This window comes from Maribacter sp. (assembly GCA_020629415.1).
Taxonomy (GTDB): Bacteria; Bacteroidota; Bacteroidia; order Flavobacteriales; family Flavobacteriaceae; genus Maribacter; species Maribacter huludaoensis.
The window spans coordinates 35,686-54,433 of sequence record JAHDDL010000018.1 but is presented as its reverse complement, the minus strand read 5'-3'; the positions used below and the strand labels follow the sequence as shown (position 1 = coordinate 54,433).

Annotated in this window: 16 protein-coding genes; 11 read left to right on the top strand and 5 right to left on the bottom strand. The window is 36.6% G+C overall.

Annotation, left to right across the window (positions count from 1 at the left end; translation table 11 throughout):
* Window positions 1–5 precede the first annotated feature (5 nt).
* From QZ657_RS09180 to QZ657_RS09160, 5 genes are all read left to right on the top strand, one after another.
* Entirely contained in the window at window positions 6–335 is a 330-nt protein-coding gene (locus QZ657_RS09180) for a translation initiation factor (protein WP_291966420.1), read from the top strand.
* Window positions 336–443: 108 nt separating this feature from the next.
* Window positions 444–1,376 (top strand): DUF1835 domain-containing protein, encoded by a 933-nt coding sequence (locus QZ657_RS09175; RefSeq protein WP_276472388.1) that lies wholly within the window; start codon window positions 444–446, stop codon window positions 1,374–1,376.
* A 1-nt stretch (window position 1,377) separates the two neighbouring features.
* Complete coding sequence (locus QZ657_RS09170; RefSeq protein ID WP_291960945.1) at window positions 1,378–2,244, top strand: nucleoside phosphorylase; 867 nt, start codon at window positions 1,378–1,380, stop codon at window positions 2,242–2,244.
* Between the two features lie 54 nt (window positions 2,245–2,298).
* Window positions 2,299–4,335 (top strand): polyphosphate kinase 1, encoded by a 2,037-nt coding sequence (gene ppk1 / locus QZ657_RS09165; RefSeq protein WP_291966418.1) that lies wholly within the window; start codon window positions 2,299–2,301, stop codon window positions 4,333–4,335.
* Window positions 4,322–5,167 carry a substrate-binding domain-containing protein gene (locus tag QZ657_RS09160; RefSeq protein ID WP_291966416.1) on the top strand — a complete coding sequence of 282 codons (846 nt, stop codon included), beginning with the start codon at window positions 4,322–4,324 and terminating at the stop codon, window positions 5,165–5,167. Before ppk1 ends, QZ657_RS09160 begins: the two co-directional genes overlap by 14 nt.
* Window positions 5,168–5,173: 6 nt before the next feature.
* Here QZ657_RS09160 and QZ657_RS09155 read toward each other — a convergent pair whose 3' ends face one another.
* Both QZ657_RS09155 and QZ657_RS09150 read right to left on the bottom strand, forming a co-directional pair.
* Window positions 5,174–5,602, bottom strand: a complete 429-nt coding sequence (locus QZ657_RS09155) for a response regulator (RefSeq protein ID WP_276472384.1) — start codon at window positions 5,600–5,602, stop codon at window positions 5,174–5,176.
* A gap of 81 nt (window positions 5,603–5,683) precedes the next feature.
* Window positions 5,684–6,349, bottom strand: a complete 666-nt coding sequence (locus QZ657_RS09150) for a uracil-DNA glycosylase (protein WP_291960977.1) — start codon at window positions 6,347–6,349, stop codon at window positions 5,684–5,686.
* A 153-nt stretch (window positions 6,350–6,502) separates the two neighbouring features.
* Here QZ657_RS09150 and QZ657_RS09145 point away from each other — a divergent pair, with 153 nt between their 5' ends.
* From QZ657_RS09145 to QZ657_RS09135, 3 genes are all read left to right on the top strand, one after another.
* Window positions 6,503–8,674, top strand: coding sequence for an endonuclease MutS2 (locus QZ657_RS09145; RefSeq protein ID WP_291966414.1), 2,172 nt, complete (start codon window positions 6,503–6,505; stop codon window positions 8,672–8,674).
* Between the two features lie 159 nt (window positions 8,675–8,833).
* Entirely contained in the window at window positions 8,834–9,238 is a 405-nt protein-coding gene (locus QZ657_RS09140; protein ID WP_291966412.1) for a thiol-disulfide oxidoreductase DCC family protein, read from the top strand.
* Between the two features lie 132 nt (window positions 9,239–9,370).
* Window positions 9,371–10,465, top strand: a complete 1,095-nt coding sequence (locus QZ657_RS09135) for a DUF748 domain-containing protein (RefSeq protein WP_291966410.1) — start codon at window positions 9,371–9,373, stop codon at window positions 10,463–10,465.
* 11 nt (window positions 10,466–10,476) lie between these two features.
* On the opposite strand, the gene QZ657_RS09130 is transcribed toward QZ657_RS09135, so the two are convergent.
* A complete protein-coding gene (locus tag QZ657_RS09130; RefSeq protein ID WP_291966408.1) occupies window positions 10,477–11,778 on the bottom strand; it encodes a dicarboxylate/amino acid:cation symporter in 1,302 nt (433 codons plus the stop codon).
* 60 nt (window positions 11,779–11,838) lie between these two features.
* The gene (aroC, locus tag QZ657_RS09125) at window positions 11,839–12,903 is read right to left on the bottom strand and encodes a chorismate synthase (RefSeq protein WP_291966406.1); all 1,065 of its coding nucleotides are present in this window, start codon (window positions 12,901–12,903) and stop codon (window positions 11,839–11,841) included.
* A 229-nt stretch (window positions 12,904–13,132) separates the two neighbouring features.
* Here aroC and QZ657_RS09120 point away from each other — a divergent pair, with 229 nt between their 5' ends.
* Window positions 13,133–14,005, top strand: coding sequence for a UDP-2,3-diacylglucosamine diphosphatase (locus QZ657_RS09120; RefSeq protein ID WP_291960960.1), 873 nt, complete (start codon window positions 13,133–13,135; stop codon window positions 14,003–14,005).
* Here the strand turns inward: QZ657_RS09120 and QZ657_RS09115 are convergent, their stop codons facing one another.
* Entirely contained in the window at window positions 14,006–16,921 is a 2,916-nt protein-coding gene (locus QZ657_RS09115) for an FAD-binding and (Fe-S)-binding domain-containing protein (RefSeq protein ID WP_291966404.1), read from the bottom strand.
* Between the two features lie 90 nt (window positions 16,922–17,011).
* Between QZ657_RS09115 and QZ657_RS09110 the strand changes: the two genes are divergently transcribed.
* Together QZ657_RS09110 and QZ657_RS09105 are read left to right on the top strand one after the other, a co-directional pair.
* Window positions 17,012–17,491, top strand: a complete 480-nt coding sequence (locus QZ657_RS09110; protein WP_291966402.1) for a hypothetical protein — start codon at window positions 17,012–17,014, stop codon at window positions 17,489–17,491.
* A 103-nt stretch (window positions 17,492–17,594) separates the two neighbouring features.
* Window positions 17,595–18,713: a TlpA disulfide reductase family protein gene (locus QZ657_RS09105; protein ID WP_291960965.1), complete on the top strand. Its 1,119-nt coding sequence runs from the start codon at window positions 17,595–17,597 to the stop codon at window positions 18,711–18,713.
* Window positions 18,714–18,748 lie beyond the last annotated feature (35 nt).

Here is an 18,748-nt window from a genome sequence, read left to right as displayed (position 1 = left end):
TAACTATGGACCTCAAAGACCAATTAAAAAATTTATTTCCCGATCTCGAAATAGAGGAAACACCTGTTGAGAAAAAAGCGGACAATGCCATTTGGCTTCAAGACGACCCAATTATTTGTAAATATGAAAAACGCAAAGGAAAACCGATAACTATATTAGAAGGATACACCGGTGCCGATGAAGATTTCAAAAAATTGGCCAAAGAATTGAAGACCAAACTTAGTGTAGGAGGCAGTTTTAAAGACGATAAAATTATTATTCAAGGTGATTACAGAGACAAAATCATGACTATACTTAAGGATAAAGGCTTCGCGGTGAAGCGTGTAGGTGGTTAATAATGCTAAAAACACTACCTTGAAAGTTCTATTTGTTTTCTGTTAAATTATTTTATAACGTTGTTTTTAGTATTATTTTTAATCTAATCAAACTAAATCAAACCTGGTATGAGTTCTCTCTTGCACATAACCAATGGCGATGTTTTCACAGAACGTCTTAAAAAATTAAATTTAGATGGCGATGTCATCACATGGCGCGAAATGTTATGTGAAGGAAAAACGCTACCCAATGTAGGTACGGAATCTTTCTGGAAAGCTCGTTTTGAATTTCTGCATAAAAACTACAAAGTTTCCAAGTCATGGTTTATTGAAAAGACCCTTAAAGAATATAGATCCTTATGTAGCCATAAGCAACAAGACCATATTGTACTATGGTTTGAATATGATCTTTTCTGCCAGGTAAATATGCTAGCGGTGATTAGTTGGTTACTAACGCATAGAAAATACGCTCAAATATCTTTGGTCTGTAGTGGCAAGGAAGATAATTCCGATAAACTATATAGTCTTAACGAGCTTACGGACGACCAATTGTTGAGTCTTTATAAGAATAAAAAAATATTGTCCCAAGACGATACGGAATATGCCGATTATGTTTGGCAATTGTATTGCAGCAACAATCCTATTCGTTTAGAAAACCTAACGGACTTCAATGATTATCAGTTTGATTATCTAGGTGATGCCGTAAAGTCTCATTTAAAGCGTTTCCCTAGTATTAATAACGGTCTAAACGAAATGGAGAACACCATTTTACAACTCGCTATTGACAAAAAACCAAAATCAAAAACAGAATACATGGATATTCTGCTTAAAAACCAGGGTAACTTAGGATTTTCCAACACGCAATATGACCGTGCACTAACAAGGTTAAAACCTTTGATAACAAGCCTTAACCCGGTTAGACTTTCTAAAAAAGGAAAAGAAATTTTGGACGGACAAACTAGTTATTATTCTTGTATTCAAGACAACGATGTGTATTTAGGAGGTGCTTTAAAGTACAATTTCCTATATAACACCAGTACAAACCGAATCTTAAAATTATAGCATGCAACTAAAGCCTGCTGAGCTTATCATCAATGAAGATGGTAGTATCTACCATCTCAACTTATTACCAGAAGATATTGCAACAACCGTTATCACCGTAGGCGACCCGGATAGGGTTCGTCAGGTTTCCCAACATTTTGATACTATTGAAGTAAAAAAGGGAAAACGCGAATTTCATACGCACACCGGGCACTTAAACGGCAAGCGTATATCTGTAATATCTACCGGAATTGGTACGGACAATATTGATATTGTACTAAACGAGTTGGATGCTCTGGTAAACATTGATTTTAAAACAAGAACGCTTAAAGAAAAACATACTTCTTTAGATATTATACGAATTGGTACAACCGGAGCTATACAGCCAGATATTCCTATCGATTCTTTTCTGATCAGTAAATACTCCATAGGTTTTGACGGCTTGTTACATTTCTACGAGCATGATAAAATCAACTATCCTGAAATAGAAGATGAATTTATTGCACATACCTCATGGAATGCCCACAAAGCGAGACCTTACGTTCTCTCATACTCGGAAAAACTTGGAAAGCGGTTCAGCGATAATCGTATACGATTAGGCTTTACAGCAACAAATACCGGGTTTTACGGACCCCAGCAACGACAATTAAGAATCAAGCCCAGCCAGATGGAGTTAATGGAAAAATTATCGACCTTTAAATTCAAGGAGCTCAAATTGACGAACCTGGAGATGGAAACTTCGGGTATTTATGCCCTGGCTCAACTATTAGGTCATGAGGCAGTTTCAATGAACTGTATTTTAGCCAATAGGTCAACGGGCGAATTCTCCATTACCCCAACCGAATCTGTTGACAGATTGATAGAATTTTGTCTAAAACAATTGGCTTAACATTCTTTTACAATATTTTACTATTGTACTTCTTATTTTTACGCAAACCCTATCATGAAAAAAGACAACTTTAAGCATAGAGATATTAATTGGCTTTATTTTAATGAACGTGTTTTGCTTGAAGCTAAAAGTGCCGACACGCCATTATTAGAACGATTAAAATTTTTAGCCATTTTTTCATCTAACCTAGATGAGTACTTTAAAGTACGTGTTTCTCAACTACGTCAAATAAAGCAATTGGACAAAAAATTTCGAAAGAAATTAATGTTTAAGGCCAACACTACCTTACAACATATACTACAAACAATAAACCAGCAACAAGTTGAATTTGGCAATGTTATAAAAAACACGCTTTCCGAATTAGAGAAGCATGATATTTATATTCGCAATGCTTCCAACTTTACAGATGAACAAGAACAATACGTAGCGTCTTTATTTGACAAGAGTATCAAAGAATTGTGTGCGGTGCACAAGGAAAATTTAGAGTTAACGGACGGAGCTCTGTACATGGTGGTTTCGCATCCTAACCAAGAATATAGTATTGTTGAGATACCTACCCGCAACCAAGATAGATTTATTAGTTTACCTGGAATTGGACATCAATTTTGTTTTCTGGACGATGCCATTAGATTGAATATTAAAAAATTGCTACCTGAAAAAGAAATTATAGGCTGCTATTCCATTAAACTTTCCAGGGATGCGGAATTATATCTAGAAGACGACTATTCCGATATTGAACTAGTAGAAAAAATTTATAATTCGCTGGATAAACGCTTACATGGACAAGCCACGCGATTACTTTACGATGAATCTATGCCAAGCTGGTTAATAGAATCCCTAAAGTCCGATTTTGATCTGGGTACTGTAGATCTTTCCCCAGGAGGTATCTATCACAACTTGTCAGATTTCTTTTCTTTCCCTCTTCCGGAAGGCACAGAACATTTGCAATATCAAGAAAAGCCGCCATTACCACATCCTAAATTATCTTTTAGCGAAAATATTTTTGAAAGTATTGCCCAAAAAGACCAATTGGTACATTTTCCGTATCAAGATTTTAAAGTTGTTGAAGATTTTTTGAGTTCTGCAGCTACCGATCCACATGTTACCGCTATAAAAATGACTATTTACCGTATTGCCGAAACTTCTTCTTTGGCAGATGCTATTTTAAAAGCATTAGAAAATGGTAAGAACGTCACCCTATTCGTAGAAGCACAAGCTAGGTTCGATGAAGCCAACAATATAAAATGGGGACGTATTTTTGAGGAAAAAGGTGCCAAAGTAATTTTTAGTATACCACAAGTAAAAGTGCATTCTAAAATAGCTATGGTATTTAGAAAGGAAAACAGCAAATTAAAACGATATGCATACATTGGTACCGGTAATTTCAATGCCAAAACCTCTAAAATTTATTGTGACCACGGCCTATTTACAGCTAATAAGAAAATTACAAAAGATTTAGGTCAGGTTTTTCAGGTCCTAGAGCGCAAAATTATTGTGCCAAAGCTAAAACGTCTATTGGTTTCTCCGTTTACCACTAGAATTACTTTCCTGAACCTTATACAAAACGAAATAAATGCTGCTAGAGAAGGCAAAAAAGCTTCAATCACAGCCAAAATGAACAGTCTAGAAGATTCTGACATGATCAGGGCGTTGTATAGAGCTGTAAATGCAGGAGTTAACGTAAGACTTATAGTTAGGGGCTTTTGTTGTTATTTGACCGCAAATAATAGCCTTACGGAGGGTATGAAAGACAATGTATATATCACCAGCATAGTAGATCGTTATTTAGAACATGGTAGAATTTATGTATTTGAAAATGGTGGGGATGAATTAATGTATATTGGTTCTGCTGACTGGATGACCCGTAATCTTGACAGACGAATTGAAGTATTGACGCCAATTTTAGATGAAGACATTTTTGATGAATTAAAACACATTCTTACCCTTCAACTGAAGGACAATCAAAAGGCCCGTATATTGGATTTAGAAAACTCTAACAGAAAAGTTGAAAAATTGCCTAATGAAAAAAGTATACGTTCTCAATATGCCATTTACGATTACCTTAAAAACAAATTAGATGAAAACCGTTAAGATCATAGGTGTTCCAGAACACTTTAACCTACCATGGCATTTAGCCATTGAAGAAGGTGCTTTTGAAGAAAGAGGTATTAACTTGGAATGGACGGAAGTTCCTGAAGGTACTGGCAGAATGAGCCAAATGCTCAGGAATAACGATACCGACCTGGCTATCATTTTAACTGAGGGTATCGTAAAAAGTATTACAGAGGGCAATCCTGTAAAAATTATTCAAGAATATATTGCATCTCCCCTTCTTTGGGCTATTCATGTAGCTGCAAAAAGTTCTTTCAACTCTTTAGACGATTTAAAAGACACTACAGCTGCCATAAGCCGTTATGGTAGTGGTAGCCACCTAATGTCCTATGTTCAAGCAACAAACATGGGCTGGGACACTGAAAATTTGAAATTCAATATAATAAACAACCTTGACGGGGCCGTTGAGGGTCTTTCTACAGGTACGGCAGATTATTTCATGTGGGAGCGTTTTACCACAAAGCCTCTTGTTGACAAAGGGATTTTTAAACACTTAGGAAATTGCCCTACACCATGGCCATGCTTTGTTTTGGTGGGTACGAATTCTTTTCTGAAAGAAAATGGAAACCTACTGAATCATATCCTTGAAATAATTAATATGTACACGGCAGAATTTAAACAAATTCCTAGAATAGACAGTACCTTGGCAAATCGATATCAACAAAAATTGGAAGATATTCAAGAATGGCTGAACATTACGGAATGGAGCCAAAAACAATTACCGGAGCCTACATTGACCAATGTTCAGAATACGCTAAAGAAATTGAATTTGATTGACAGTATTCTTCCCTCAGAAGAAATATTGAATTGAATTGAATTAAATTGCGGCTAGACTATAATGTTTTTGAATTAAAGCCTTAAAGGTTTCATCAGAAAGTGGTTTCTGGGCAAAATCCGCAATATGCTTGTTATCAATTGCACGTTGTTTATCCTCCTTATTATCACTTATGGTAACCAGAACAATGGTAATTTGATCTTTCAATTTTTTAGGTACTAAATCTTCGTAAGCATCCATAAACTGCCAGCCATCCATAACGGGCATTCTTAAATCCAACATGACCATACATGGCAATTCCAATTGCTCTTGACCTTTACCAAGTATAAAATCTATAGCTTCTTGACCATTTAAAGCAGAATTGATATTTACATCCATATCCAATTTATTGATAAAGATGGAATGTAAGAAGTTACTGGCATCATCATCGTCTACCAATAAAATGGTATTTAGTCTATCTAAATTATTCATTTTGAGTTGTTGTTTAAGTTAGAATCTTAGATTGTACCCTTAAGTACAAGCTAAATTTAATGCTTTTAATAAATATCTAACTTACCACGCTATACATTTATTGCCCAAATTGGTCAATATTTTATTACAAGATGAAAAATGTTCGTTACCAAACCAATAGCCACGATTTGCACTTAATGGTGAAGGATGGCCCGATGTCAATATATGATGTTTATTAGTATCTATAAGTTTTACCTTTTTTTTTGCATATCCGCCCCAAAGCATAAAAATTAAATTATCTCTATTCTTGGACAATTTGGAAATCACTGCATCCGTAAATACCTCCCAACCTTGTCTTTGATGACTTCCCGGCTCATGAGCCCTTACGGTAAGCGTAGCATTTAATAGTAAAACACCTTGTTTTCCCCATTTCTCGAGATTGCCACTTTCAGGATAGGGATTACCTAAATCACTTTCAATTTCTTTAAAAATGTTGACCAATGATGGTGGATGCTTAATTCCCTCCTTGACCGAAAAACATAAACCATTTGCCTGATCAGGACCGTGATAAGGATCTTGACCAATAATCACCACCTTGGTGTCCTGGAATTTGCAGTGATTGAACGCGGAAAAGATATTTGAATATTCCGGATAACAGGTATGTTGCTCATACTCGCTTTTTACAAATTGCATCAAGTTTTTATAGTAAGGCTTATCAAACTCTTGTTCCAGTTCATTTCTCCAACTTTGATCTAAATAAACATTCATAATAGTATCGTATTCCATTTCAACATCAAAGTTACTATTAACCATGTCAAAAGTCAATGAACTAATAAACACCTATTACCTGTTTTAGCCGGCCGAATACTATCTACAAAATATCATTGCCAATGCGTACCTTTGCAACTCATTAAAAAGAACGTGGCAAACATACATTCCAAAACATTACAAGACTTAGAATTCCCTTCTGTATTGCAACAAGTTTCTACTCGTTGCCATACAGAGCTGGGCAAAGAAGCAGCATTGAACATAACACCTTTTATAACGGAAGAGGTCATAAAATTAGAACTGGGCAAAACTGCAGAATACCTGTCTTCGTTTATAAGCGAAAATAGAATCCCCAATCATGGATTCGACTCCATAAGTGCTGACCTGAAACTCTTAAAGATAGAAAATACAACACTAGAACTACAGGGATTTAAAAGAATTGCAAGTATTTGTACCGCAGTAGTTGAACACCAAAGATTTTTTAAAAAATTCAAGGATTATTATCCTCTATTGCATGATTTTGCTTTGAGATTAGAGCAAAATACTGAAATCCCAGTACTGATCAATAACGTAATAGACCGGTTTGGAGAGGTCAAGGACAATGCCTCCAATGAATTATTGATTATTAGAAGACAGATCAATGTAGTTCGTGGAAAAATCAGCCAAAGCTTTGGTTCCGCACTAAACAGCTATCAATCATCTGATTATTTAGACGAAATTAGAGAGTCCGTTGTTGAGAACAGAAGAGTGCTGGCGGTGAAGGCAATGTACCGTAAAAAAGTAAAAGGTGCGGTTATGGGTACTTCTAAAACAGGCAGTATTATTTATATAGAGCCTGAGGCGGCCTTAAAATACAGCAGAGAGCTCAACAATTTGGAATTCGAAGAAAAAGAAGAAGTTCAACGCATTCTTAAGGAGCTAACAAATCAAATAAGACCATTTAGAGCACTTTTAAGCGATTATCAAGACTTTCTAAGTCAAGCAGATGTTATTGCGGCAAAAGCTAAGTACGCGCAAGATATCAACGCTTTATTGCCCAATATCAATTCCAACAATAGGTTGTTTCTACGTGATGCCTATCACCCGCTGTTATTCTTGAACAACAAGCGCAAGAATGAAAAAACCTATCCACAAACCATTGAGCTTCATCAAGAAAATAGAATCATAGTCATTTCCGGTCCTAATGCCGGTGGTAAAAGTATTACCTTAAAAACCATTGGGTTACTTCAAGTAATGCTTCAAAGCGGAATGCTGATCCCTGTTCATGAAAGAAGCGAGGTTTGCTTCTTCAAAAAGATTTTAACCGATATTGGAGATAACCAAAGTATTGAAAACCATCTAAGTACATACAGTTATCGCCTTAAAAACATGAACCAATTTTTAAAACGGTGCGATGATAACACCTTATTTCTAATTGATGAATTCGGTACCGGTAGTGATCCTGAACTTGGCGGAGCGCTTGCAGAAGCCTTTCTAGAAGTTTTTTATGAAAGAGGTTCATACGGCGTAATTACGACACACTATGCCAACTTGAAGGCACTTGCCAATGAACTGCCTCATGTGACCAATGCCAATATGCTTTTTGACGGTAAAACACTTGAACCTACTTTTCAGCTGATTTTGGGACAAGCAGGAAGCTCATTTACATTTGAGGTCGCCCAGAAAAATGGTATTCCATATTCGCTTATCAATAAGGCGAAAAAGAAGATTGAACGCGGCAAGGTCCGATTTGATGCCACCATTGCCAAACTACAAAAAGAACGTAGTAAAATGGCGCAGACCGGCTCTAGGTTAAAAGAGGAAGAAGACAGGGCCAGGGAAGAAAATGAAAGGTTAGAAAAATTGAACGCCAAAATAAAGTCAAAACTAGAGAACTACCAAGAACTCTACGATCATGATCAGCGTATGATACAATTGGGCAATAAAGTTAACGTTGCCGCTGATAAATATTTTCAAGACAACAAGAAAAGACCTTTAGTTTCCGAACTATTAAGAATAGTTGAAACCGAGAACAGTAAGCGTAAGAAGAAGACCGCAAACCAGGCAAAGGCAGAACGTGCTAAAAAAGCAAAAGTGGCCCAGGAAGTTCAAAAAGAGGTAAAGGTAATTCGAGAAAAAAAGAAGGTTGAAAAGAAAAAAGCCCTTTTCAAAGAAAAAAACAAGCCAAGACCAGTATTTAAAATTGGTGATCGTGTTCGCATGCTAGATGGTAAAGCTGTTGGCAGCATTGACTCCCTGGAAAAAGGCAAGGCAATTGTTAACTATGGCATTTTTACCACTAATGTTAGCGTTGATCAATTAGAAATGGTAGAAAAAAAGAAATAGCAACTCAATTTCAAATAGTTACATTAAATCGTATACGATTAAAAAACAGATGTAATACGCATATCTAGAGCTACCGACTATTATTCAAAAGCAGTTTTAAGTTAAGAAATTATAAATATGTTGTGAATAGTTGTTTGTCATTTGTCTTAATTTTACAAAGTGGAATCAAATAAAAAAATTATTCTTTTTGATGGCATTTGCAATCTTTGCAATAGCAGTGTTCAGTTTGCCATTAAAAGAGATGAAAATGACATTTTTAGATATGCTGCCCTACAGAGTGAAACCGGTAAAAGGTTATTGGAAGAACGAAGTATTGACACTAAGAAAGTGGACTCTATAATTCTTATTGAACCTAACATTGCTTACTACACTAAATCTACCGCAGCACTTGAAATTGGAAAAAATTTAAGAGGCTTGCGTACTATTTCCTCCATTTTACTGTGGCTTCCCGAGTCTTTTCGCAATATCGTATACGATTTTATAGCCGCAAACAGATATAAATGGTACGGTAAAAAAGAAGCTTGCATGATTCCTACTGAGGATTTAAAACGTAAATTCATTTAAATACCGCCTTTAGACATTTAAAAAGCTATTTTTAATTCTAACCTTAATTTTTTTACTTCTATCGCCTTGTATATCAATAGTTTTAATTTAAAACGTTTATATTATAAATGTTTTAAATAAATTTTGAATTAGATGAACGAGGTACATAAATCACGCTACAAGAAGAAGAGATACATAATCCCCATCCTATTGGTAGTATTTCTGCTTATACTTCGTTTATCTCTGCCCTCTTTAGCAAAAAATTACGTTAACAAAGTACTTGCAGATATACCTGGTTATTACGGTCATGTTGAAGATATAGACATATCGCTGATCCGCGGAGCATATACCATTCATGGAATGTACTTAAACACGGTCAATGGCAATAACGAGTTGCCGTTTTTGGATATTAAAGAGACCGATATTTCAGTAGAATGGAATGCTCTTTTTCATGGTAAAATAGTAAGCGAAATTGAGATGACCGAACCTACAATATTATATGTATTTGAAGACCAACAAGATACTACTGGTGTGGCAGATACCGAGGATTGGTCAAAAGCACTTACAGATTTAGTACCAATTGATATAAATCAATTTACCGTTAAAAATGGCAAATTTGCTTTTCTACAATTACAGGCAGATCCTAACATTGATTTACATTTGGCCAACGTACAATTGTCTGCATCAAACCTTAGAAATGTGGTAGAAAAGACAAGGACTTTACCTTCTAATATTCACGCCACAGCAACTTCAATAGGAAATGGAAACGTTGTTCTAGATGGCAAGATGAACCTGGTAAAGGAAATACCTGATATGGATATTTCTTTTAGCTTGGAAAGTGCCAATGCTAAAGCTCTTAATGATTTTACCAATTATTACGCAGGTATTGATTTTGACGAGGGCTCTTTTGATCTCTTCGGCGAACTTGCCATTGCCGATGGTTATATGAAGGGATCGTTTAAACCAATTTTAAAAAATGCAAAACTTATTGGTAAAGACGATGGATTTTTAAAAACCCTATGGGAGGGATTTGTCGGCTTTTTTAAGTTCATTTTAAAAAATCATAAACAAGATACCCTTGCGACCAAAATACCCGTTGAAGGCGATTTAAACAACGTAAAAACAAAGATTTTACCTACCGTTACAAGAATATTTAGAAATGCATGGATTCAAGCCTATAAAGATGTTGTTGACAATGACCTTAGTTTTAAGGATGCCACTGACGGCGCAGATAAACTTAAAGAGTAAAATAGATATATTTACTTTTTGTAGTTATCATCCCAATTCTTAATTTTTGGTTCATGTAATTTCCCTACAGATTTAGCCACCATCATAGAAACAGATGCATCACCGGATACATTTATGACCGTTCTACACATATCCAAGGGTCTATCTACGGCAAATATTAAAGCTAAGCCCGCTTCCGGTATACCTGCTTGGGCAAGAACTATGACCAACATGACCATACCTGCCCCAGGTACTGCCGCACTACCTATAGAGGCCAAAGTTGCGGTAACTATAATCCCTAGTTGGGCGGACAAGCTCAACTCCATCCCAAATGCCTGTGCTATGAAGACAGCTGCTATAGCTTGATAAAGACTAGTACCATCCATGTTTACCGTTGCACCAATTGGCAATACAAAACTTGTTACCTCCTCGTCTACACCCAAATGCTCCTCAACCCTTTCCATGGTTACCGGTAAGGTAGCAGCACTTGAACTTGTGGAAAAAGCAAGCAGTTGAGCGGGCGACATACCTTTCATAAACGTATTGGGCGATGTTTTGGTAAATACCCAGACCATTATTAAATAGACCCCTAACATTAGCGAAAGTCCTAAAACCACGCAAAAGGCATACCACGCCAAAGCTTTGAATAGATCTAAACTTGGCGATTCTACTATTAAAGCGGCCAGTAACGCAAATACACCGAACGGTGCGGCCAGCATAATCAAATCGATCAGTTTTAGAATAACTTCATTAAATCCGTCAAAGAATTTTTTTACCGGTGTAGCCTGTTCTTCAGGTATTAGAATAAGTCCTATACCAAAAAATATTGCAAAGAAAATTACCTGTAACATATTACCGTTATCTGAAGCAGCTTTAAAAATATTACTAGGAACCAAATCTTCTAAAGCCTGCAACGGTCCTGCTTCTTTTTGCTTATCGGCTTTGCTTTTAATTGCATCCGCATCACCTTTGTAGTTCTCAACAAGTTCTACCCTGGTTTCTTCCGTAATGGAGGCACCAGGTTTTACAATATTTACCACTCCTAATCCTATAGTAACAGCAATTACTGTTGTAGCAATATAAATACCGATGGTACGACCGCCCATTTGGGAAAGCTTGGAGATATCCTTTAAATCGGATACACCTTTGATCAATGAGCCTAAAATAAGAGGAACGGCTATAAGCTTTAATGAATTGATAAAAATGTTACCAAAAGGTTTAATCCAATCCGAAATGAATTTTGGTCCCCATTCCAATTGAACCATTGCCAATGCAAATAAAACACCTGCCAACATTCCTATCAGTATTTGCCAATGCAACTCAAGCTTCCTCATATATAAATTAGTTTAGGGAAGTAAGATAGTATTTTGCTAGGAAAAGTGCTAAAAAGGAACCTATAATTTAATGGTCCTGTTCATTAGAGTATAGTCCGCCAAGACCAAAGCAGTCATCGCCTCAACAATAGGTACGGCTCTTGGCACAACACAGGGATCATGTCTTCCCTTACCTTGAGTCTTAACCATATTCCCCTCTTTATCAATAGTTTCGTAACCCTGGATCACTGTAGCAACGGGTTTAAAGGCTACATTGAAATATATATCCATTCCGTTGCTTATACCGCCTTGTATACCCCCACTGTAATTTGTTTTTGTAGAGCCATCACTATTAAATTGATCATTATGCTCGCTGCCCTTCATCTTTACACCGTCAAAGCCGCTACCATATTCAAAACCTTTGACCGCATTTATGGATAACATTGCCTTACCCAATTCTGCGTGCAACTTGTCGAATACGGGCTCACCCAAACCAATCGGTACATTTTTGGCAACACAGGTAATAATTCCACCAATAGTATCTCCGTCCTTTTTAATGGACTTAATATAATCCTCCATTTTTACCGCCATTTCCGGGTCGGGACACCTAACTGCGTTAGATTCTGTCAACGATAAATCCAAATCTGTATAATGTTTGCCCAAACTCATGTCTCCTACTTGAGAAACGAACGCCTGTATTTCTATTCCTTTCAAAAATTGTTTTGCAATAGCGCCCGCCACTACCCTACTGGCAGTTTCCCTAGCAGAACTTCTACCTCCGCCACGGTAATCCCTAAATCCATATTTCTGATCATAAACGTAATCTGCATGAGATGGTCTGTAAGAATCTTTAATATGTCCGTAATCTTTAGATTTTTGATTGGTATTATGAATTGCAAATCCTATAGGTGTACCCGTTGTCTTTCCTTCAAATATTCCTGAATAAAACTCTACTTCATCCGGCTCCTTTCTTTGGGTAACAATGGCGGACTGCCCAGGTTTACGACGATCAAGATCTTTTTGAATAGCAGCGAAGTCCAAAGATATTTCTGAAGGACAGCCGTCTATAACTCCCCCAATTGCTTTTCCATGAGATTCTCCAAAAGTGCTGACCCTAAAAAGGTTTCCAAAAGTATTTCCGGCCATAATACGTACGTTCTATATGATATTTTACTTATTGTAAAAAATTACAATTTAATTGACATCAAAGGTAAATGTTAAAAGCATGAAAGAAAAATTTAAAAAGCGCTTAATATTAGCTTAACCTTACTCTTTTGTGATAATGATTATTTAACCTAAAGATTAATAATTGTTGACCAACTAAACTACTGTCAACTATAGCGTTAGCATTAATTTTGACCTAAAATTTATCCCCTTGAAAAAACGACGTCTTGAAATAGCTGTTTTATCGGATGTTCATTTGGGTTCCTACGCTTGTCATGCAGAGGAACTATTGACCTATCTATCTAGTATAGACCCGAAAATCTTAATTCTAAACGGTGATATACTTGATGCAAAGAAAATGCGTAACAACTACTTTCCCCCTTCGCACTTAAAAGTAGTAAAGAAGATTTTCTCTTTAGCGGCAAAAGGTACCGTCGTACATTATATTACCGGTAACCGAGATGAACCTTTTCGTAAAATAGATGACATTTATATGGGCGCCATACAAGTTTCCAATAGGCTAACACTTAAACTTAATGGCAAAAACACGTTATTCTTTCACGGTGATATATTTGACTTTTCTTTTCGTCACTCACAGTGGCTATTAAATTTTGGAGAATTTGGTTTCGATGCACTTTTAAAATTGGCAAAATTAAAAACAAAGGGGTTAGAACTATTTGGAAAGAAAAACAAACCTTTTACAAATCCAGATTTAGAACAGGGCGATCGTGACCCGGAGCAAATTGCCTTGTTCGAAAAAAACGTAGCCAAAATGGCAATAAAGCAACACTATGACAATGTTGTTTGTGGTCATAGCCACGCACCTAACAAAAAACTTTTTGAAACTAAAAAAGGAGAATGCCTATATCTAAACTCTGGCGATTGGGTAAAACATATGACCGCCCTAGAATATTCTTTTAAACGTTGGAAACTGTACCGCTATGAAAATGACAAGCTAGCTTCATTTTACATGGATGAGGAACTTAAATCTATGGATATGAACGAATTAATTGCGACCATAACCGAACGTAAGGCCAGAAAACTAAAAAATCAGAAAGAAAAAGACGGTCTTAACGATTTATAATTATAATAAAGCCTCTTTTAAAATACTTACCGGATGTTTTGCTATTCTCTTAGTACCATCAAATATTTGATGCCTGCAACTAGTGCCATTTGCCGCAATTATTGTTTCAGGAGCTGATTTATTTACTGCCGGAAATAATTTTAACGACCCAATTTTCATACTGGTCTCATAATGCTCTTCTTCATACCCAAAAGAACCCGCCATACCACAGCAGCCAGAAGCTATAATGGTTACCTTATAATTTACGGGAAGATTTAAAACATCAAAAGTTACTTTTTGATTACTCAATGCCTTTTGATGACAGTGATTATGAATTTTAATATCCCTAGCTTCATCGGTAAAATTAGATGAACTTAAATTACCTTCCGCTATTTCATTTGCCAAAAACTCCTCTATTAAAAACGAATTGTCGGCTATTGCCTGTGCTGTTTTCTTATCAGAGGTTAAACGTTTGTATTCATCCCTAAACGATAATATTGCAGAAGGCTCCAAACCTAAAACCGGTAAATTTGATTCTGCGAATTTCTTTAACTCCAGAACATTTTTAATTGCCAATTCTTGAGCTTGCCTTAAAAAGCCTTTTGACAAAAATGTTCTACCGCTTTCTGCATAATACAACTCTACATTGTACCCTAAAGCCGTTAAAAGTTCAATGGCATCTTGACCTACTTCAATATCTAAATATTTCGTAAATTCATCAATAAATAAAATTACCTTTTTATTTTTTTTAGTATTTTGATTATTAGATTTTTGAAGATGCTTATCAAAATTAAAGCTATAAACTTTTGGAAGACTCCTTTCTTTGGCAACTCCGCTAGTTTTTTTCAATAAACCGCCAATCAATTTAGAATCGTACATGGCATTTGTAAGCGCGGAAACCTTACTTCCCAATCCGTTCAACTTTGTATTATAGGCAAACAATTTTCCTCTTAAGGAATAACCATTGGCCTCTTGATACTGATATAAAAATTCTGCCTTTAGTGTAGATACATCTACGTTACTTGGACATTCGCTAGCACATGCCTTACAACTTAAACAAAGATCAAAAGCTTCCTTGATTTCAGGACTATCAAAACTATTTTTTGCAGTACTGTTAGGGTTTGTCAGAAACTCTCTTAACGTATTGGCCCTTCCTCTGGTTGTATCTTTTTCATTCTTGGTCGCATGATAACTTGGACACATGCCACCCTTCATATGATGGGTTTTCCTGCAATCACCACTGCCATTACATTTTTCGGCAGCCTTGAGTATACCTTCACTGTCCGAAAAATCCATTAATGTATTGATATCCGGCTCTTTACGATCCACCTCATAACGAAAAGATTGATCCATTGGATAAGCGTCTACAATCTTACCCGGATTAAATATACCTTTTGGATCAAAGTAATACTTAATTCTTCTTAGCAATTGATAATTCTTCTCACCTATCATTACAGGTATAAATTCCGCACGAACAATCCCGTCGCCATGTTCGCCACTAAAAGAACCTCTATATTTTTTGGTCAGCTTAGCCACATCTGTAGTTATGGCACGGAAAAGACCTACATCGCTTGATTTCTTTAAATTCAGAATAGGACGCAAATGCAATTCACCAGCACCTGCATGTGCATAATACACCGCACTTTGCCCATAACCTTTCATAATTACGGAAAACTCTGTAATAAAATCTTTTAAATCCGGTAAAGCCACTGCAGTATCCTCAATACAGGCTACGGCCTTCATATCACCTACAATATTTCCCAACAAACCTAATCCTGCTTTACGCAACTCAATGGCTTTGGGAATTTGATTGCCATATAGGACAGGGTTGGCATAACTAAGACCTGATTCCGCTATAGTTTTCTGCAAAGAAGCCACAGATGCATTCAATTCCTGTTCGGTATGTGCCGATACCTGTAACATTAACAGCGCTGCCGGATCGCCTTCAACAAAAAACCGATTGGCCAACTGCGCACGGTTATTTTTGGTACAATCTAAAATGACCTTATCCATCATTTCACACAATTGCAAGGGGTGTTCCATTACCGGAACTACATCCATTAAGCAATCTTCCAAAGAGGTATAATGCGTAACTACCATTGCCGACAATGCTGGCGGAAGGTCATCTAATTGAACCGTAATTTCGGTGGTAAAAGCCAATGTACCCTCACTGCCACATAATAATTCCGCCATATTAAAATACGGCAATTCACCTCCCAGCACTTCTGATTTTAATAATTCGTCCACGGCATAACCGGTACTCCTTCTATGAATTTCAGGTTTTGGAAAATGTTCTTTTATTTCAGAAGCTACATCTTTATCAACTAGTTCATTAAATATGTTATTGTAAAGAGATGCTTCAAGTGAATTACCTTGTTGTTTTTGTTTGAATTCAGCTGCTGAAATTCTTCCAAATTGAGCTTCACTACCATCTGACAATATGGTTTTGATAGAAACAACCTTATCTCTAGTAACCCCATATTGTATGGATGTGGTGCCCGATGAATTATTACCTACCATACCACCGATCATACATCTATTAGAGGTAGAGGTGTTGGGCCCAAAAAACAGACCGTAGGGTTTTAAGAACTGGTTTAGCTCATCTCTAATAACACCTGGCTGAACGGTTACCTGTTTCTTTTCTTTATCTACCCTAATGATCTCTGTAAAATATTTTGAGACATCCACTACCAGACCATCACCCACGCATTGTCCGGCCAAAGAGGTACCAGCAGTTCTAGGAATAATTCCTATTCCTTCCTTATTTGCAAATTGTATTATTTTTTTGATATCATCTACACTCTTTGGAAAAGCGGCCCCTAAAGGTATTTTTCTATATACGGACGCATCTGTAGCGTAAATAGTCTTGGTAAGATTATCAAATCGTACATCTCCCTCTATATCTTGTTGTAACTTTAACAGCGAATTATTATCCAACGTAACACAATTTTGATTGCTAAATTAAGTTTTATTGTGTGAGCTACATTACAAATTAGCTCATTTTTCATCACAAAAAAATACAACTATATGAAGATTTTAAAGGGTATTACCGTATTGATTTTTATGGCAACCTGCTCGCTTTCCGCTCAAGAAATAGCTAATCACGCCTTAGGATTACGATTAGGGGATAGTGACGGATTTGGAGCAGAAGTCAGTTATCAAAAGTCATTAACTAGGGACACCAGGCTGGAGTTTGACCTAGGTTGGAGGGATAGCAGAAATTTTAATGCCTTTAAAATTGCAGGACTTTACCAATGGGTAAGACCCATTGAAGGTGACTTTCAATGGTACTACGGTGTTGGTGGCGGATTGGGCAATGTTGATTTTCCCGGTGACGATGGAGGGCTATTTGTTTTTGCCGCAGGCGATGTTGGTATTGAATACAATTTTAACATACCACTGATCCTATCTTTAGATTTTAGACCAGAACTAGGCGTTGTAGGCTATGACGGATTCTCTGATAATTTTGATTTTGATATTGGATTAGGTATTCGCTATCAATTTTAAAACTAAATAAAACAATATTAAAAAGACCTTTGGCCATTGCGCCAAGGGTCTTTTTTTATATCCTATATATAAGTACATTTGCAACTTAACCTAAGTGAAATTTATGAAAAATAGTATTTTAATACTGCTTGCAGGCGTCTTATTGTTCAGCTGTAATTCAAAACCGGAAGGCTTTACCCTTAATGGTAAATTAAGAGGTGAAATGACCGATGGAACTCGTGTTTTTTTGAAGAAAATAGGAGAAAACAACCAACCTATGGAAGTAGACACGGCTACGACCACCAATGGTGAGTTTACCTTTACAGGTACTGCTGATATTCCTGAGCTTCACTACATCTTCGTTGAACAGTTGCCGGGCTATACCGCAGTTATTTTAGAAAATGGGGAAATACAATTTAGCGCTCAAAGAGATAGTATGGGTTTTGCAGATATAGGCGGAACTTTTCAGAACGACACCTTTGCTGATTACATGGAACAGTCCAGGGAAATATCGTTACAAGCACAATCTATACAGCAAGATATGAAATCTGCATCTGGCGAAGCGGCATTGGCACTACAAGACGAGATGAAAGAGTTGCAAGAGGAATATAAAACTTTTGAGCTTGACTATGTAAAGAAGCATCCTAAGGCACTAATCTCTGCTTTGGTGCTGGACAGAGCAGTTGCTACCAAAGCAATTGAACTACAAGAAGCCGAGGAAATTTACAAGACATTATCCGATGAAATAAAAAACTCCAAGCCCGGAAAACAGATTTTAGAAGGTATTGAAAAGCTAAAGGCTTCTGAAGCTGCCGGTAAAAACTCAAGTATTGGTGCAAAGGCTCCAGAATTTTCAGGTCCAAGTCTTGACGGCACAGAAATTGCACTAAAGGATGTTATGGGTAAGGTAACCCTAATAGATTTTTGGGCCGGTTGGTGTAGGCCTTGTAGAGCAGAAAACCCTAATATTGTTGCAGTTTACAATAAATATCATGACAAAGGATTAAATATACTTGGGGTTTCTTTAGATAGAACGGAAGAAGCTTGGAAGAAAGCAATTGCGGAAGACGGATTGGAGTGGAACCATATTTCTAATATTTCTTATTTTGATGATAAAATTGCAAAGCTATATAATGTTGATGCTATACCTGCGGCTTTTTTACTAGATGAAAACGGGATTATTGTTGCCAAAAACTTAAGAGGACCCGCCTTAGAAGCTAAAGTGGCAGAATTACTCAACTAGATTTTAAAGTATTAAAAAAAAAGCCCGAACATTAA

Bases quoted from the DNA above. Each gene is read 5' to 3' on its own strand.
- QZ657_RS09180 (WP_291966420.1), top strand. From the start codon at position 6: ATGGACCTCAAAGACCAATTAAAAAATTTATTTCCCGATCTCGAAATA.
- QZ657_RS09175 (WP_276472388.1), top strand. From the start codon at position 444: ATGAGTTCTCTCTTGCACATAACCAATGGCGATGTTTTCACAGAACGT.
- QZ657_RS09170 (WP_291960945.1), top strand. From the start codon at position 1,378: ATGCAACTAAAGCCTGCTGAGCTTATCATCAATGAAGATGGTAGTATC.
- ppk1 (WP_291966418.1), top strand. From the start codon at position 2,299: ATGAAAAAAGACAACTTTAAGCATAGAGATATTAATTGGCTTTATTTT.
- QZ657_RS09160 (WP_291966416.1), top strand. From the start codon at position 4,322: ATGAAAACCGTTAAGATCATAGGTGTTCCAGAACACTTTAACCTACCA.
- QZ657_RS09155 (WP_276472384.1), bottom strand. From the start codon at position 5,602: ATGAATAATTTAGATAGACTAAATACCATTTTATTGGTAGACGATGAT.
- QZ657_RS09150 (WP_291960977.1), bottom strand. From the start codon at position 6,349: ATGAATGTTTATTTAGATCAAAGTTGGAGAAATGAACTGGAACAAGAG.
- QZ657_RS09135 (WP_291966410.1), top strand. From the start codon at position 9,371: ATGAACGAGGTACATAAATCACGCTACAAGAAGAAGAGATACATAATC.
- QZ657_RS09130 (WP_291966408.1), bottom strand. From the start codon at position 11,778: ATGAGGAAGCTTGAGTTGCATTGGCAAATACTGATAGGAATGTTGGCA.
- aroC (WP_291966406.1), bottom strand. From the start codon at position 12,903: ATGGCCGGAAATACTTTTGGAAACCTTTTTAGGGTCAGCACTTTTGGA.
- QZ657_RS09110 (WP_291966402.1), top strand. From the start codon at position 17,012: ATGAAGATTTTAAAGGGTATTACCGTATTGATTTTTATGGCAACCTGC.
- QZ657_RS09105 (WP_291960965.1), top strand. From the start codon at position 17,595: ATGAAAAATAGTATTTTAATACTGCTTGCAGGCGTCTTATTGTTCAGC.